13 protein-coding genes are annotated in these 17,162 nt (G+C 63.7%); 9 read left to right on the top strand and 4 right to left on the bottom strand.

Annotated features, from left to right (window positions below):
* Positions 1–49: 49 nt before the first annotated feature.
* Entirely contained in the window at positions 50–1,195 is a 1,146-nt protein-coding gene (locus JCM7686_RS23705) for an META domain-containing protein (RefSeq protein WP_020952948.1), read from the bottom strand.
* Positions 1,196–1,582: 387 nt separating this feature from the next.
* Here JCM7686_RS23705 and JCM7686_RS23700 point away from each other — a divergent pair, with 387 nt between their 5' ends.
* The 7 genes from JCM7686_RS23700 to JCM7686_RS20580 all read left to right on the top strand — a co-directional run bounded on the left by JCM7686_RS23700 (position 1,583) and on the right by JCM7686_RS20580 (position 11,645).
* Complete coding sequence (locus tag JCM7686_RS23700) at positions 1,583–3,343, top strand: Hint domain-containing protein (protein ID WP_020952947.1); 1,761 nt, start codon at positions 1,583–1,585, stop codon at positions 3,341–3,343.
* Positions 3,344–3,563: 220 nt separating this feature from the next.
* Positions 3,564–4,463 (top strand): LysR family transcriptional regulator, encoded by a 900-nt coding sequence (locus tag JCM7686_RS20605; protein ID WP_020952946.1) that lies wholly within the window; start codon positions 3,564–3,566, stop codon positions 4,461–4,463.
* Between the two features lie 159 nt (positions 4,464–4,622).
* Positions 4,623–6,176 (top strand): ABC transporter substrate-binding protein, encoded by a 1,554-nt coding sequence (locus tag JCM7686_RS20600; protein ID WP_020952945.1) that lies wholly within the window; start codon positions 4,623–4,625, stop codon positions 6,174–6,176.
* Complete coding sequence (locus JCM7686_RS20595; protein ID WP_020952944.1) at positions 6,176–7,135, top strand: ABC transporter permease; 960 nt, start codon at positions 6,176–6,178, stop codon at positions 7,133–7,135. Before JCM7686_RS20600 ends, JCM7686_RS20595 begins: the two co-directional genes overlap by 1 nt.
* 1 nt (position 7,136) lies before the next feature.
* Positions 7,137–7,964: an ABC transporter permease gene (locus JCM7686_RS20590; RefSeq protein WP_020952943.1), complete on the top strand. Its 828-nt coding sequence runs from the start codon at positions 7,137–7,139 to the stop codon at positions 7,962–7,964.
* Positions 7,961–9,568, top strand: a complete 1,608-nt coding sequence (locus JCM7686_RS20585; protein ID WP_020952942.1) for an ABC transporter ATP-binding protein — start codon at positions 7,961–7,963, stop codon at positions 9,566–9,568. Before JCM7686_RS20590 ends, JCM7686_RS20585 begins: the two co-directional genes overlap by 4 nt.
* Before the next feature lie 73 nt (positions 9,569–9,641).
* Entirely contained in the window at positions 9,642–11,645 is a 2,004-nt protein-coding gene (locus JCM7686_RS20580; protein ID WP_020952941.1) for a CocE/NonD family hydrolase, read from the top strand.
* An 80-nt stretch (positions 11,646–11,725) separates the two neighbouring features.
* Here the strand turns inward: JCM7686_RS20580 and JCM7686_RS20575 are convergent, their stop codons facing one another.
* Positions 11,726–12,523, bottom strand: a complete 798-nt coding sequence (locus JCM7686_RS20575) for a M55 family metallopeptidase (protein ID WP_020952940.1) — start codon at positions 12,521–12,523, stop codon at positions 11,726–11,728.
* A 152-nt stretch (positions 12,524–12,675) separates the two neighbouring features.
* On the opposite strand from JCM7686_RS20575, the gene JCM7686_RS20570 reads away from it, so the two are divergent.
* Both JCM7686_RS20570 and JCM7686_RS20565 read left to right on the top strand, forming a co-directional pair.
* The gene (locus JCM7686_RS20570; protein WP_020952939.1) at positions 12,676–13,923 is read left to right on the top strand and encodes an MFS transporter; all 1,248 of its coding nucleotides are present in this window, start codon (positions 12,676–12,678) and stop codon (positions 13,921–13,923) included.
* A gap of 126 nt (positions 13,924–14,049) precedes the next feature.
* On the top strand, positions 14,050–14,520 hold the full coding sequence (locus JCM7686_RS20565; RefSeq protein ID WP_020952938.1) for an SRPBCC family protein: 471 nt from the start codon (positions 14,050–14,052) through the stop codon (positions 14,518–14,520).
* A gap of 22 nt (positions 14,521–14,542) precedes the next feature.
* On the opposite strand, the gene JCM7686_RS20560 is transcribed toward JCM7686_RS20565, so the two are convergent.
* Positions 14,543–14,881: a DUF3307 domain-containing protein gene (locus JCM7686_RS20560; protein ID WP_020952937.1), complete on the bottom strand. Its 339-nt coding sequence runs from the start codon at positions 14,879–14,881 to the stop codon at positions 14,543–14,545.
* A gap of 37 nt (positions 14,882–14,918) precedes the next feature.
* Positions 14,919–17,150, bottom strand: coding sequence for a CHASE2 domain-containing protein (locus JCM7686_RS20555; RefSeq protein WP_020952936.1), 2,232 nt, complete (start codon positions 17,148–17,150; stop codon positions 14,919–14,921).
* Between the last annotated feature and the right edge of the window lie 12 nt (positions 17,151–17,162).

Here is a 17,162-nt window from a genome sequence, read left to right as displayed (position 1 = left end):
GGGCCCCTGAGATCCGGGCCAGCGTGATCCGGGCCCGGGATGCGACCAATCAGCCGGGCCGCACCATCAGGATCGTATGACCATCCTCCGTGCGCAATTCAAGCCCGTCATCGGTCGCCGCCCAGCTGTGAAGATGCTCGAGCACGCCCATCAGCTCGGCTTCGGCCGCTTGATGCGGGCAGGCCATGCGGGTCATGGCGATCCCCGAAATGGAGATCGAGTTGCGGCTGGTCTCGGCCTTGCCGGTCCAGCGGTTGCAGAAGGATTGCCCGCTGGCCTTGCCGTTTTCATCGAACTCGACCGAGGGGCCGTTGCGCTCGTCATCAACCATCTCCCAGACCTGCTTGCCATTGATCGCGACCACGGCCCAGTAGCCCTGCAGATCGACCTCGCTTTCCGCGCCATCGGCAAAGACCTCTGAGGCCTCAGCGCCGTAATAATGCGGCCCTTTGACATCGCGGAAGACCCCGAGCACATGCCAGTCAGCGACCGAAATCGCGATCTGGCCGCTTTCGACATCGCAAAGCTCGGGCCGACAGCCGCCGCCGATGATCCATTCGCCGTTGCGACGTAGCTCATCTTGCGGCGAGGTCAGCGCGACGGCCTGACGCAGCTCGCCGATCTGGGCCTCGGACATGATCTTGCCGAACTCGGCCTGCATCGCGGGATCACTCAGCACGTCATAGGCGCTGGCCCCTTCCCAGTCGCTCGGCTTGGCAGCCTTGCCCGTGCTTTCAACCTTGACCGGGGTCTCGACAACCTGCGTGCCGTCGAAATCATAGCGGAAGGTGCCCAGCACCGCGCCGATCCCGGGCATGACCGCGGCCGGGAAGCCGTCGGTGTCGTGCAGCTCGACGCCCTCGGCGCAGGTCCCGAAGGCCGGGGTGGCGCGCAGACCCTTCGCATCCAGCGTCATCCAGACATATTGCGTCGGGCAAGCCGTGCCGCCGGAATAGACCTGCAAGAGCACGCTGTCGCCATGTTTGGTGATGACTTCCGGCGGATAGGCGCTGGCGAGGCCGATTTCCTTGCCATTCGCCACGGCGATCAGCTCAGGGTCCAACGCGGGATTGGGCCGAATCGCAACCTGTCCGGCGGGCAGATCCAGAACCTGATCCGGCTCTGCCAAGGCTGGCAAAGGCCCCAGAAACGGCAGGGCCAGAGTTGCAAGGGTGAGCGGTGACAAGAGGCGCACGAGAAGCTCCGAATGACGTTTTGGCCGGTCTGGCTGAGCAAAGCCTGTCTTAAAGTATAGGGGAGCTCAAGAGCGAGGCTTATTTTCCGCCGCGCATCGCCCCGAGATCGGCCAAAACGGCGATCGCTCTCATCGGGTCTGACGACAGCGCGGGATGTCCAGATCGCTCATTTTCCCGTGTTTTTCAGCATTTCACGCAAGCGACGGCCCAGCCGACGCCTCGCGGGGCGGGCGCCGAGGCAGACAAAAACCGCGAACCATTTTGTTTAAATTTACAATATGTTCTCGGTATTTACCCCTATTGATTGCGTTAATAAGCTTGCATATAGCTTATTTAACATACCTCGAATGATTCCAATCATCTGTCGGTAAAAGGGACAGTAACCTATGCCTGATCCAATTTATGGAAACGGACGCATTGACGGCACTCCAGACGCAGACCTGATCTACGGCGGCGCCGGCAATGACAGCATTTACGGAAATGGCGGCCAGGACAGCCTCTACGGCGGCGGCGGCGATGACGTCATCAACACCGGCCAGGATGGCAGCCTCGTCTATGGCGGCGACGGCAATGACAACATCCACGGCGCGGATGGCAATGACACCATCTATGGCGGCAACGGCAATGACAACATTGACGGCGGCGGCGGCAGCAACCTGATCTATGGTGGCGACGGCGACGACACGATCCGGGGCGGCGGCAACAGCATCAACAACACGCTGTTCGGCGGTGCGGGCAACGATGTCATCATCACCGACAACAGCGACGACCTGCTTTATGGCGGTGAGGGCAACGACACCATCGACGGCAACGACGGCAACGACACCATCTATGGTGACGAAGGCGACGATTCGCTGAGCGGCGGCAATGGCGATGACCTGATCTACGGCGGCACCGGCGCTGATACCGTCTTTGGCGGCTCGGGCGACGACACGATTTTCGGCGACGAGGGCAACGATTCGCTTCTGGGCGAAGACGGCAATGACCTGATCTATGGTGGCGACGGCGACGACACGCTGTCGGGCGGTTCGGGCATTGATACGCTTTACGGCGGCGTGGGCAACGACCTCCTCTATGGCGGTGACGGCAACGACTTCCTCTATGGCGGGGATGGCGATGACACGCTCTATGGCGGTGAGGGTAATGACTTCATCGACGGCGGTCCCGGCCATTCGACGATGACCGGCGGCGATGGTTTCGACACGTTCGTCGCCCATGACGGCGGCCTGATCACCGACTTCAACCTGGCCAATGGCGGCAACTTCAACGACGGCAATCAGAGCAACAACGATTTCGTCGATCTCGCTGGCTTCTACAACGCGGACAATCTCAAGACCTATAACGATTGGGCTCGCGCCAATGGCGCGCCGACCTATCCCAATGCGATTGAATGGATGCGTGGCGACCAGGAGGATGACGGCGTCCTGAACGACCATTCGACAGCTCACGGCTTTGGCAGCGATTTCAGCTTCACCATTCAGAACAACGGCCAGCCGGTGCGCGGGCAGGATCTGACCTGGGACAACACCAATGTCGTTTGCTTCTCGGCAGATGCCTTGATCGAAACGGCGCATGGCGAGGTTCGCGCGGGTCATCTCGAGACCGGCGATCTGGTCTTCACCAGCGATCATGGGCTGCAGGCGATCCAATGGGTCGGTCAGCGTCTCATCTCGGAGGCAGAGTTCATCGCCAATCCGAAGATCCGCCCGATCCGCATCAGCAAGGGCGCGCTTGGCGACAATATCCCGTCCTCGGATCTGGTCGTCTCGCCGCAGCACCGCGTGCTGATCCGCTCGAAGATCGCGCAGCGCATGTTCGGCACGAACGAAGTTCTCGTCGCTGCGAAACAGCTGCTCTCGCTCGACGGCGTCGAAATCGCGACCGATCTGACCGAAGTGACCTATGTCCACTTCATGTTCGACGGCCACGAGGTCGTGCGCGCCAATGGGGCGGAGTGCGAGTCGATGTATACCGGGGAAGAAGCGCTGCATTCTGTCGGCGCTGAAGCGCGGGAAGAGATCTATACCCTCTTCCCCGAACTCCGCGATGGGGCAAGCCAGCCGCCGGCCCGGCTGCTGCTTTCGGGTCGGATGGGCCGCAAGCTCGCGATCCGGCACCGCCAGAACCGCCGCGTTCTGGTCAGCTGATCTCGCTTGGCCGCGGCGATCCCTCGGCTAAAGCACAGCAAATTCGTCCCGATCCGGGACCGGAAGGAGACGGGGTTCCCGTCTCCTTTTCACATTTCCGGGCCGCGCGCCCGCAACCGCATTACGACCGCACCCTCTTTACGCCCCGCCCCAGCTGCATGATCCTAAGAGCGCAGAGCCTCGGCTCTGGCCCTGTCCTGCTGCGAAAGGCCCGCGCCCCATGTCCCAGCCCCCCGCACCGCCGCGCATCCCGCCGCTCAATCAGCTGGTGGCCTTCCAGACCGTGGCGCGGTGCGGCTCGATTTCTGGGGCTGCCGAGCTGCTTGGTCTGACGCAAAGCGGGGTCAGCCGTCAGATCGCGCGGCTTGAGGATCACGTCGGCGCAGTGCTCTTTGACCGCGTCGCCTCGGGCATGGCGCTGAATGCGGCGGGCGAGGATTACGCGTTGCAGGTCGGGCGGGCGATGGATGCGCTTTCGGTGTTGGGAGAGGGCGTTCAGGGCGCGCGCGATCAATCCGAGGTCGTGCTGGCCTGCTCGCAGGGTGTGGCCGATCTTTGGGTGCTGCCGCGTCTCGCCGGAATTCGTCGCGATTTGCCTTGGCTCGAGCTGAAGCTCAGGGTCGATGACAACATCGCCCAGCTGCGCCCCGATGAATATGATCTCGCGATCTATCACCGCCCCGTGCGCATCGCCGATTTCATCATGGACCGGCTCGGCCCCGAGCTCATGGTCCCGGTCATGGCACCCGGCCAGCCTCCGCTGATCGAGCAAGAAAGCCCGCTGATCCTCAGCATGGAAGAAACCTTCAAGGAATGGACCGACTGGGGAAACTGGCTGTATTCGGCGGGCGTTTCCCTTCCGAGAGGGGCGATGCGCTGGAAAATGGGGTGCTACCGCCTGGCCATTGAGGCCGCGATGGAGGGGGTTGGCATCGCCATGGGCTGGACCTGGGTCGTGCAGGATCTGATCGACGCGGGCCGTCTGGTCGAGGCCCATCCGCATCGTCTGCGCGGACAGGGAAATTACTATCTGATGCGCTCGGCCCATCGCCATCAGCGCATGGCGACCCGCCGTCTCGCCGAATGGCTGATTGCGGAAAACCGGCATGATCAGGCTTGACCTTGCGGCAGGCAAATGCGCCTTTGTCACAGGGGTATGACAAAAAGTCATTTGAGAAACAGGCGGTATTTCCCGCAGTTTTCTCAGGCTCTGAGCGGCCCAACGAGGCCGGACATTCGCCCGCAGCATGGGCCTTGGACAGCACAGGAGAGGAAGACCATGACCGCCAATTCCCGTTTTCATCTGGATCGCCGCGCCCTTTTGGCCGGAGCCGCAGGGCTTGGCGCCCTGACCTTCCTGCCCGGCCTTCTCGCCGCGCAAGAGGTTCCGAAAAAGGGTGGCACGCTGAAAATGGGCATCGGCGGCGGCTCGACCACCGATGATTTCGACCTGCGCAAGATGAACGATTGGGTGCCGGTCAACCAAGCCTATATGGTGATGAACGGCCTCGTCGAGATCGACAAGGACAACAAGGCCCAGCCCGAGCTCTTTGAAAGCTGGGAGGCCCAGCCCGGCGCCATCGAATGGAGCTTCAAGGTCCGCCAAGGCGTGAGCTTTCACAACGGCAAGGCGCTGACCGCCGATGACATTATCTATTCGCTGAACCTCCATCGCGGGCCGGATACGCCTTCGGGCGCGCGCTCGATTGCGGCGGTGATCAAGGATCTCGCGAAGGTCTCGGACAGCGAGGTCAAGATTACGCTCGAAAGCGGCAATGCCGACCTGCCCTATATGCTGTCGGATTATCACTTCCTCGTCGTGCCCGATGGTTTCACCGATTGGGCGAAACCCATCGGCACCGGCCCCTTCATCCCCGAAAGTATCGAGCCGGGCGTGCGCGGCCGCTTCACCCGCAACCCGAACTATTGGAAACCCGGCTGCGCCAATGTCGATGTGGTCGAGGTGATCGTCATCAACGATCTGTCGGCGCGCACCAATGCGCTGATGTCGGGTCAGGTGCAGGCGATCAACGCGGTTGACTTCAAGACGGTCGATCTTTTGAAGCGCAATCCGCGCGTGCAGGTGATCCAATCTGCGGGCGGCCAGCATTTCACCTTCCCGATGAACTGCACTCAGGCGCCCTTCAGCGACAACAATATCCGGCTCGCGATCAAATATTCGGTCGACCGCGAGCAGCTTTTGAACACCGCTCTGCGCGGCTACGGCCAGCTTGGCAATGATCACCCGATCCCGAAAACCGACCGTTTCTTCAACACCGAGCTGCCTCAGCGCGTCTATGACCCGGAAAAGGCGAAGTTCCATCTGAAACAGGCGGGGCTGGATAAGCTCGATGTGACTTTGCAAGCCTCTGATGCGGCTTTCGCGGGCGCTGTCGATGCGGCGGCGATCTATCGCACGGCAGCGGCAGCGGCAGGCATCAATGTCACGATCCAGCGCGAGCCTGCGGATGGCTATTGGGAAAACGTCTGGATGAAGGCGCCCTTCTGCATGTCCTATTGGGGCGGGCGTCCGACCGCTGACCAGATGCTGACCATCGCCTATCAATCGACCTCGGCCCAGAACGACAGCTATTGGAAGAACGAGAAATTCGACCAGCTTCTGACCGAAGCCCGCGCGCTTTTGGACGATGAGAAGCGCAAGGCGATCTATTGGGAGCTGCAACAGATGATCTCGGACGAGGGCGGCGTGATGATCCCGATGTTCGGCGATTATCTCGACGGCGTCTCGGTTCAGGTCAAGGGCGTGACCCCGCATCCGATGTTCAACCTGATGGGCGCGCGCTTCGCCGAGAAGGTCTGGCTGGAGGCGTAATGGGCACGCTGATCCTTCAGCGCCTTGGCCTCGGCCTTGTGACGCTTGTCCTCGTCTCGGTTCTGGTCTTCGCCGGAACCGAGCTTTTGCCGGGCGATGTCGCTTCGTCGATCCTTGGCCAGAATGCGACGCCGGAATCCTTGGCCGCGCTGCGGACCGAGCTTGGCCTGAACGCCGGGCCGGTCGCGCGCTATCTCTCTTGGGCGGGCGGTATCCTGCACGGCGATCTCGGCCAATCGCTTGCGAACCGTCAGCCGGTCGCGGGGCTGTTGTGGCCGCGCTTTTGGAACACGATGTCGCTCGCCGCTTATGCCGCCGTGATCGCGATCCCGCTGGCGCTGGTGCTTGGGATCGCTTGCGCGGCCTTTCGCGGCTCGTTCTTCGACCGCGCCGCCAATGTCATCGCGCTGATCACCGCATCTCTGCCCGAATATTTCCTCGGGCTGCTGCTGATCCTCTTCTTCTCGGTCCAGACCGGGCTTTTGCCAAGCCTTGCCGACACTTGGGATGGGATGGGTTTTGGTGAATGGCTCAAGGCCACGACACTCCCAATGATCGTGCTGGTGCTGGTCACCGTGGCCCAGATCATGCGGATGACGCGCACCACGGTGCTGGGCGTCATGGACCAGCCCTATATCGAGACGGCTTTTCTCAAAGGCATGAAAAACGGCCGCGTCGTGCTGCGCCACGCCACCCCGAATGCGATTGGCCCGATCGTGAACGTCGTCGCGTTCAACCTCACCTATCTGATCGCCGGCGTCGTGCTGGTCGAGGCGATCTTCAACTACAACGGCCTTGGCCGCTTCATGGTCGATGCCGTGTCCAAGCGCGATCTGCCGATGGTGCAGGCCGCCGCCATGGTCTTTGCCTCGATCTATGTCGGGCTGAACATGCTGGCCGATATTCTGGCCATCGCGCTCAATCCGCGCCTGCGCCATCCCCGCGCGAAGGAGGCGTAAGATGAGACTTTTCGGAAAACGCCTGCCCATCGCCGGACTTCTTGGGCTTGCCATCGTGCTGGTCGCGGCCTTCCTGTTCCTTTTCGGGCCGATGCTCGCGCCTTATGGACAGGAAGAGGTCGTCGGCGCCCCCTTCGATCCGCCAAGCGCCGCGCATCTTTTCGGCCTCGACCAGAACGGGCGCGACATGCTGTCCCGCATCCTGTACGGCGCGCGCATGTCGATCGGCATCTCGCTTTTGGCCGAGGTGATTTCCTTCTCGATCGGCGTGCCGCTTGGCTTTCTCGCGGCCCTGCGCGGCGGCTGGCCGGACGTTCTGGGCTCGCGGCTCGTGGATGTGATGATGTCGATTCCGGTGCTGATCTCGGCTTTGGTCGTGCTGCAAGCCTTGGGCTCGAGCCTGCCGGTCCTGATCCTGACCATCGCGCTTTTGGACAGCACACGCGTCTTTCGTTTGTCGAGGATCGTCGCGCAAGGCGTTGTTGTCATGGAATATGCCGAAGTCGCGCGCCTGCGAGGCGAGGGCAATTGGTGGATGATCCGCAAGGAGATCCTCCCAAATGCCTTGCCGCCCCTGCTGGCCGAATTCGGGATGCGTTTCTGCTTCACCTTCCTCTTTGTCGCGGGGCTTTCCTACCTCGGCCTCGGCGTGCAGCCCCCCTTCGCGGATTGGGGCGGCATGGTGCGCGACAATCAGCAGGGCATCCTCTACGGGCTCTATTCGCCCCTCTTCCCGGCGGCGGCGATTGCTCTGGTGACCATCGGCGTCAACCTCGTCGTCGATTGGGCCTTGGCGGGCCGCACCTCCTATCAGGGAGAAAACAGATGAGCGCGGCGCATCTTCTTGAAATCCGCGGTCTCAAGGTCGAGGCCCCGAATGGCGCGGTGCTGCTTCATGGGATCGACCTTGATCTTGCGCCGGGCGAGGTTCTGGGCCTGATCGGCGAAAGCGGCGCGGGCAAATCGACCATTGGCCTCGCCGCCATGGGCTACGGGCGCGGCGGTTGCCGCATCACCGGGGGCGAGATCCGTCTGGTCGGGACCGAACTGCGCAGCGCGGGCCGCGCCAAACGCGAAGAGATGCGCGGCACGCGCATCGCCTATGTCGCGCAAAGTGCGGCCGCCGCCTTCAACCCGGCGATGCGGCTTGAAGCCCAGATCCTCGAAGTGCCGCTGGTGCATGGGCTGATGAGCCCGGCCGAGGCGCGCGCTTGGATGATCGAGCTTTTCACCGCGCTTCGCCTGCCCGATCCCGAAACCTTCGGCAAACGCTATCCGCATCAGGTCTCTGGCGGGCAATTGCAGCGCGCGATGATCGCCATGGCGATGGCGGGCAAGCCCGATATTCTGGTCCTCGACGAGCCGACCACCGCGCTGGACGTGACCACCCAGATCGAGGTTCTGGCGCTTTTGCGCGAGGTCATTCGCCGCTATGGCACGGCGGCGCTTTACATCACCCACGACCTTGCCGTGATCGCGCAGGTCGCCGACCGGCTGATGGTTCTGCGCCATGGCCGCGAGGTTGAACTCGGCACCACCGAGCAGGTGCTCGAGGCCCCGCGCGCCGATTATACCCGCCAGCTTGTCGCCGAACGCCAAGGCAATCTGCAACGCAGCGCGGCGGGCCGGGCGACCAGCGGCGATGAGATCCTGCGCGTGTCGCGCGTTGACGCGGCCTATGGTCAGGTCAAGGTGCTGCATGATGTCTCGCTGACGCTTGAACGCGGCGAGACTTTGGCGGTGGTCGGCGAAAGCGGCTCGGGCAAATCGACGCTGGCGCGGCTGATCGCGGGACTTTTGCCGCCCTCGTCGGGCGAGGTGCTCTTCAACGGCGCGCCCCTGCCCTCGGGCTTTCGCGCCCGTGACCGCGAGGGGCTGCGCCGCATCCAGCTCGTCTATCAGCTGCCCGATGTGGCGCTTAATCCGCGCCAGACCGTGGGCGAGGCGATTGGTCGGCCGCTCGCGCTTCTGCGCGGGCTGAAAGGCCGGGCGGCGCGCGACGAGGTGGCGCGGCTCCTTGAGATGATCGGCCTGCCCGCCGATTTCGCGGATCGCCTGCCTTCGGCGCTCTCGGGCGGGCAAAAGCAGCGCGTCTGCATCGCGCGTGCTCTGGCCGCCGAGCCCGAGCTTCTGATCTGCGACGAGGTGACCTCCGCGCTCGACCCGCTGGTGGCCGAGGAAATCCTGAAGCTTCTGCGCCAGTTGCAGCAAGATCATGGGCTGACTTACCTTTTCATCACCCATGATCTCTCGGTCGTGCAGCGCCTCGCCGACCGGGTCATGGTGATGGAGCGTGGCCGCGTCGTCGAGACCGCGCCGACCGCGCAGCTCTTTGCGGCCCCGGCCGAGGATTACACCCGCCGCCTTCTGGCCGCCGTGCCAGAACTCCGGCGTGATTGGCTAAGCGAGGTCATGGCCGCCCGCAGCGCCTGAGCCCGCCCCGATTTTCACCGACTTCCCAAGGGGCGCGCCTCTTGGGCCTGACGCTTTGCCTTTGGAGGGCAGGATGAGCATTGAAAAGATTGAACATATCTGGATCCCCTTGCGCGACGGCACCCGCCTTGCCGCGCGGATCTTTCTGCCCGAGGGCGCGCGCGCGCAGCCGGTCCCGGCGGTTCTCGAATATATCCCCTACCGCAAACGCGACGGAACCCGCGGGCGGGACGAGCCGATGCATGGCTATTTCGCCCAGAACGGCTATGCGGCGGTGCGCGTCGATATGCGCGGATCGGGCGAAAGCGACGGCCAGCTCGCGGATGAATATCTGCTGCAAGAACAAGACGATGCGCTCGAGGTGATCGACTGGATCACGGCACAGGACTGGTGTTCGGGCAATGTCGGGATGATGGGCAAAAGCTGGTCTGGCTTCAACTGCCTGCAGGTCGCGGCGCGCCGTCCCAAGGCGCTGAAGGCGGTGCTGTCGGCCTATTCGACCGATGACCGCTTCCGCGACGACATCCACTTCATGGGCGGCTGCCTTTTGAACGATAACCTCTGGTGGGGCGCGATCATGCTGGCCTATCAGGCCCGCCCGCTTGACCCCGAAGTCGCAGGCGCGGATTGGCGCGAGCGCTGGATCGAGCGGCTTGAAAACCTGCCCTTCTTCCCCGCCCTCTGGGCCGAACATCAGACCTATGACGATTATTGGAAACATGGCTCGGTGCAGGAAGACTGGTCGGCGATCGAATGCCCGGTCATGGTCGTCGGCGGCTGGGTCGACAGCTATACGAATTCGGTGCCGCGCCTGATCTCCGGGCTGAAGGTGCCGAGCCTCGGCATCATCGGTCCTTGGGGCCATGTCTATCCCCATGACGGCATCCCCGGCCCGGCCATCGGCTTTCTGCAAGAGGCGGTGCGCTGGTGGGACCGCTGGCTCAATGGCATCGACAATGGCATCATGGACGAGCCGCAGATGCGCGCCTTCATCAATGATCCGGTCGCGCCCACCGGCACGCGCCGCGATCAGCCCGGCCGCTGGGTCGGCGAGACGCAATGGCCGAGCCCCGCGATCAAGCCGCGCCTGTTGCATCTGACCGATGCGGGCCGGCTCGCCGAAACCGCGCGGCCCGGCGAGGCTTTGGCGATCCGCTCGCCCCAGAACCACGGTCAGGCTGCGGGCGAATGGATGGGCACGGGCTGCGAGGGCGAGATGCCGACCGACCAGCGCCTTGACGATGGCGGCTCGCTCAATTTCGACATCGCCGTGACCGAGGCCTTCGAGATCCTCGGCGCGCCCGAGCTGGAGCTGGATCTTGCCTCGGACAAGCCCTTGGCCCAGATCGCGGTCCGGTTGTCGGATGTCCTGCCCTCGGGCGAGATCCTGCGCGTCAGCTATCAGGTCCTGAACCTGACCCATCGCGAGAGCCACGAGCATCCGACCCCGCTCGAACCCGGCCAGACCACCCGCGTCAAGGTCACGCTGTCGGCTTGCGGCCATCGCTTCCTTCCGGGTCACAAGCTGCGCCTCTCGATCGGTTCGGCCTATTGGCCCGCGATCTGGCCCGCGCCCGAGGCCGCGACGCTGACCATCCACCCCGAGCATTCGACGCTCTCGCTGCCGGTGCGTGACCTGTCCCTGCCGCAAGCTGAGGTCGCCTTCCTGCCTCCGGCGCATGGGCCTTTGACGCCGACAACCCAGCTTGATCCGGGTCGGGTCGCGCGCTGGTCCTCGGTCGATCACCTGACCGGGCTTGCGACCTATGTCACTGAAGGCGAAGGCGGGCTCTTCGGCGAGGGCATTCTGCGCTTTGACGAGATCGACACGACGCAGGCCCATAACCTGCGGCGCGAGCTGACCATCCACCCCGATGACCCGCTCTCGGCGCGCTACGTCCTTGAGCAGAGCTATGTCATGGGGCGCGAGGGCTGGCAGAGCCATATCGAGACGCGGACGGAAATGACCTCGGATGCGGGGAATTTCTACCTGACCGGCTGGCTCACCGCCCATCTCGAGGGCGAAGAGGTCGCGCGCCGCGACTGGTCGCAGGTGATTGCGCGGCATCTGATCTGACGACAAGGCGCGCCGCCTCAGCGGGTGGCACGCCCGAACGGCTTTGGGCGGCGCGGGTTTGAACCGCGCCGCGCTTTTGCTCAATCGATCAGGAAACGCAGCGCGCGCTGGATCTCGAAGAACTCGGTCGCGGCAAAGGCCACGGCGCGCGGGCCATGCGCACGCGCGCCCGGAAACCACGAGACGCGATAGGCATCGGTCGGGTTCACGAATTCGATCACCACCTCGAAGGGCCCCTCGATCTGCGGCAATCCCCCCACGCCTTCGCGCAGCGCCGCCTCGACCCCCGCGCGGATCGCCTCCTGCGCGCGCACTGGCGCCACGGAAATCGAGGCACGACCAAAGCCTTCCAGCGTCGCGAAAGAGTGGATGCCCGGGATCATCGCCTGCGCATCGGCACAGATCTCGGCATCGCCCGCGATAAAGGCCGAGCGCACGCCATGGCGCGCCGCCGCCAGGGCATTCACCGTCAGCTCGGAGGCCACCTCGCCATTGAGCAGGAAGCGCGAGATCCGCAGCGTCGAAGTATGGGCGAGCGGGTTGCTCTCGGCCCCGGCCTTGGCGTGATAGCCGGTATAGATCGCCGCGTCGAAGCTGGGGTCCAGCCCGAACATCATCGAATCGGGATGGCCCGACCAGCCGCGCACGATCCGCGCATAAGCGGGCAGACGGTCGACCAGAAGGTTGCGCCCGCTTTCATGGGCATCCTTGATCAGCACCTCATCGGCCCCCGCCGCGCGCGCACCTTCGCAGGCGGCAACCACCTCAGCAGTCATCAGCACGCGGAATTGTTCGTAATCAACATGGTTGCGGTCGGCCTCGTCCCAATGAGCGATGCCAGCGGTGCCTTCCATATCGGCGGAGATGAAGACTTTCACGGAAAGATTTCCTTTTCCCTGTCGGTGGTGTCATGGCGCGGCTCGTGTGTTACGTCCGCAAGCGCCGCGCGTAAAGAGCGCGCAGCCAACGCCCCCAACCTGCCCTTCCGCCGTGATGGCGCTCAGGACATCCAACCGCCCAGGACTGGCCCATGACCTCCCAAGATTTTGCCAACGGCAGCGATCTCCTCTCTCCATCCGTTCTGCAAAATCGCAATTATCGCCATTTCCTGATCTCGCGCACCTGCTCGTCCTTGGCGTTTCAGTCGCTGACTGTCGCAATGGGCTGGATGATCTATGAGATCACCGGATCGGCCTGGATGCTGGGCTGGGTCGGTTTTTTCCAATTCCTGCCGATGCTGATCCTGACCTTTGTCGTCGGCGCCATGGCCGACCGCTATGACCGCCGTCGCATCGGGCTGATCTGCCAATGGGTCGAGGCGCTGACCGTGCTCGTTCTGGGCGTTCTGGTCTGGAAGCAAAGCCTGACGCCGCAGGGCATTCTGGTCGCGGTGACGATCTTGGGCGCCGCACAGGCGTTCGAGCGCCCGACCATGGCCTCGCTTCTGCCCGGCATCGTCGGCCCGGCCATGCTGCAACGCGCCATCGCAACCTCGACCTCCTTCATGCAGACCGCGCTGATCGTGGGTCCGGCGCTTGGCGGCGTGCTTTACGGCTTTGGCCATATCGTGCCCTTCTTCGTCTCGGGGCTGCTCTTTTTGGCGGCGGGTTATAGCGTCGGCACGATCCGCATCCTGAGCGCCGCGCCCACGGCCCGCACGCCCGTGACCTTCGAAACGATCTTCGCGGGCGTCGCCTTCATCCGGCGCACGCCTGCGGTTCTGGGCATGATCTCGCTCGATCTGTTCGCGGTCCTGTTGGGCGGCGCGACCGCGCTTTTGCCGATCTATGCCTCGGATATTCTTGAGGCAGGCCCCTTCGGGCTTGGCCTGTTGCGCTCGGCCCCGGCAATCGGCGCTTTGGCGATGTCGATCTATCTCGGCCGCTATCCGGTGGTCGCAGGCGCCGGGCGCAAGATGTTTGCCGCCGTCGCGGTCTTTGGTCTGGCAACCATCGTCTTCGCGCTCTCGACGCAGGTCTGGCTTTCGATCCTTGCGCTGCTGGTCGTCGGCGCCTCGGACAATATCAGCGTCGTCGTGCGCTCCTCTCTGGTGCAGCTGATGACCCCCGACGAGATGCGCGGGCGGGTCAACGCGGTCAATTCGCTCTTCATCGGCACATCGAACCAATTGGGCGAGTTCGAGAGCGGGATGATGGCGGGCTTTCTCGGTCCGGTCACAGCCTGCGTAATCGGCGGTGTCGGCACGCTGGCCGTGGTCGCGATCTGGATGAGCGCTTTCCCGGTGCTGCGCCGGATCGAGCGGCTTGACGGCAAATAGCGCGCTTGCCTTGATGCGGCTCACGTGGCTAGCTTGGCCCATGGCGAGAGCTGCGCGCTGCCCGACAAATCGGCCCTGCCGATCCTGACGCGCGAGACCCGCCTCCCTTGACGAGGAGTGAAGACGATGGAACTCGACCCTCTGACCGATCTCACGCTGGAACGCCATCTCGACCTGCCGCGCGCCTTGGTCTGGGAATGCTGGACGACGCCCGAGCATATCCGGCATTTCTTCGTCCCGAGCCCGCATCGGGTCCTTGATTGCGAGATCAACCTGCGGGTCGGTGGCCGCTTCAACACGACATTCGATGTCGAAGGCCATGAGATGAAGAACGAGGGCGTCTATCTTGAAATCGACCCGCAGCGCAAACTCGTCTTCGCCGACAGCTATCGTGAGGGCTGGAAGCCTGCGCCCGAGCCCTTCCTGACCGCAATCCTGCTGCTTGCGGACAATCCCAAGGGCGGGACCGATTATACGGCCATCGCCCGCCATCGCTCGGCTGAGGCGCGCAAAAGCCATGAAGAAATGGGCTTTCACTCCGGCTGGAGCGCGGTCATCGACCAGCTTGAAGCCTACGCGAAAGGGCTGGGCCGCTAGGCCCCTCCCTCCGCTGCGGCCGTCAGGTCCAGATCACCAGCAGCCCGATCCACAGCAGTTTGCACAGGATGTGCAGCAGCTGATCGAGATTGAAGCCGATCTTGTTTCTGCATTTGGCGTCGTCGATCAAGGCGTGGATCACGGTTTCCAAAAGCGCGAGCACAAGGCTGCCGGTGATGATCCCGACGATACCGCCCTGAATGATCGCATGGGCCGCCAGCGCCTGATACCACGGCGTGCCGGGCAAGGGATCGCTGCGGTTCTTGGCACGCGACAGAAACGCGCCCTGCAATGGATAATCCCCGAGCATATGCCCAAAGACCATCAGGGCAAACAGGTCCGCCAGATTGCTCGTCAGCATGTCAGTGCTCCGTCAAACCGGGTCAGGATCGAGATTATCATTTTGATTTCGCGGTATAAACGCCATCCCAATCTGGGCCGGGCGGTTTGGCAAGAAGATTCGTAATCCGCTCGTGATATTGTTCGTAGAGGCCCTGCAATCCGGGCTCGGCTCGGGTGCGCAGCGCGGCCAGACGCGTGGTGGCCGTGGCGAAATCCCCAGCGCGATAGGCCGCCAGAAACGCCTCATGCGCAAGACGCCAGTCGTAGAACGCGGGCTGGCGCGCTTGGTTTTCATCGCCGAGAAGCGCGAAAAGCGCGACCGGCGCGGCGCGACCCACAACGCGGACGCGGTCAAGTTCGAGAAAGGCCAGATCCTCGCCAGTGGCCTCGCTGACGGCGGCGCGCACCGCCTCGGTCACGGCAATGCTGACGCCATATTGCTTGGTCAGCCCTTCGACCCGCGAGGCCAGATTGACGGTGTCGCCAATCGCGGAATAGGAAAACCGCTGGATCGAGCCCAGATTGCCGACGCAGGCCATGCCGCGATGCAGCCCAACGCCGATACGGATCTCGCTGCCGCGCTCGCGGTTCATCCGCTCGACCGCCTCGGCCATGGCAAGCGCGGCAAGGCAGGCCTTGCGCTCGTGTCCTTCGATCTCCAGCGGCGCGTTCCAGAAGGCCATGATCGCATCGCCAATATATTTGTCGATCGTCGCCTCATGCGCCAAGAGGACATCGGTCATCGGCGTAAGAAAGCCGTTCAAAAGCGCGGTCAATGCGGTCGGATCGAGCCGCTCTGACAAGGTGGTAAAGCCGCGGATATCGGAAAAGAGCACGGTCAGCTCACGCGCCTCGCCACCCAGCCGCAGGGCCGAGGGGTCATCGGACAGCCGATCGACCAGCGTCGGCGAGAGATAGCGTCCGAAGGCACTGCGCACGAAAAGCTTCTCGCGGTTGGTCAGCGCGATCAGCAAAGGCGCGGTCAGGCCAAAGACCGCGATCAGGCACAGGACCGGCAGCACCGGATCGAGGAGCAGGCCAAAGCGATTGAAGCTGATCCAGGACAGCCCGGCCACCGCCGCCAGCAACAGCCCAAGGCCAAGGCTGCTGAGAACCGGGCCCAGAAGGGCCACGATCCCGATCAGCACGACACTGGCCAGAACCGCGACCGTCAGCTCGGCGCCGGGTGCCCAGTCGGGACGGGTCAGAAAGCTTTGGTTGATGATCTGGTCGATGACCTCGGCATGGACCTTCACCCCGGGCCAAGAACGCGAGATCGGAGTCGCCACAATATCGCGCAGCCCGATTGCGCTGGTGCCGATCAGCACGATCCGGCCCGAGATCTCGGGCTCGATCACCGCCGCTTTCGTTGGGTCGAGCACATCCGCCGCTGGGATCACCGGCATCCGCGGCATACCCGAGAAATGCAGCCAGAGCCGCCCGTCAGCATCGGTCGGCGCCGAAAGTGTCCCGACTTTCAACGCGGTCATCGCCCCGCCCGAGCCGCCAAGCTCGCCGCTGGCATCGGTCGAGCGCAAGACGAAGGACGAAGCCCCTTGCGCCACGCGCAGCGCCTCGACATTGAGCGCGGGAAAAAGCCCCTCTTCGGTCGCCACGACCAGCGGCATGGTTCGGACGATATTGTCGGATGACGGCACGAAGGAAAAGCTGCCGATCCCGGTCGCCGCCGCCGTCAGCGGTGCGATATTGCCGATACTGCCGGTGAAATGCGGCAGATAGCTCAGCGGATCAGAGCCGCCAAAGGCAAAGCCCGCGCGGGGTTTCGGCGGCGGGGTTCGGGTTTCGTTGTTCAGCGCGACCCCGAGCACCACCGGATTGCGCGCAATGGCGGCGGCGAAAGCCGCGTCGCTGTTCAGCGCCGCGCCGCCGTCAGGCAGGTTGATGCTGGCCCCCATATTGCGCAGCCGCGTCACCGCCTGATCGAGCGAGGTGCGGTCAGGCTCGGAAAAGCTCATATCGAAGGCAATGGCCGCCGCGCCCATGCCGCCCAAGCGGTCAACCAGATCGGCAACAGTTCCGCGCGGCCAAGGCCATTGCCCAAGCGCGGCAATCGAGGCCTCGTCGATATCGACCACGGCAACCGCCGGATCGGTCGCGGCCCGAGGCGCCAGCCGTTGATAGGCGTCAAAGACCTGAAAGGTCAGTCGTTCGCGCCAAGGCTGAAACAGCGTCGCCGCAAACAAGGCCAAGAGCAGCGTCGCCAGCCCGGCGAGGCTCACGCCAGCGCGGCGCCGCCCGACCGGAGAGCTCGGCCAGAGCCGTATCATTCCGCCCGAGCG

It is taken from the genome of Paracoccus aminophilus JCM 7686 (genome assembly GCF_000444995.1).
In the GTDB taxonomy this organism is placed as follows: domain Bacteria; phylum Pseudomonadota; class Alphaproteobacteria; order Rhodobacterales; family Rhodobacteraceae; genus Paracoccus; species Paracoccus aminophilus.
The sequence above is the reverse complement of the archived record's forward strand: the minus strand, read 5'-3'. Positions and strand labels throughout refer to the sequence as shown.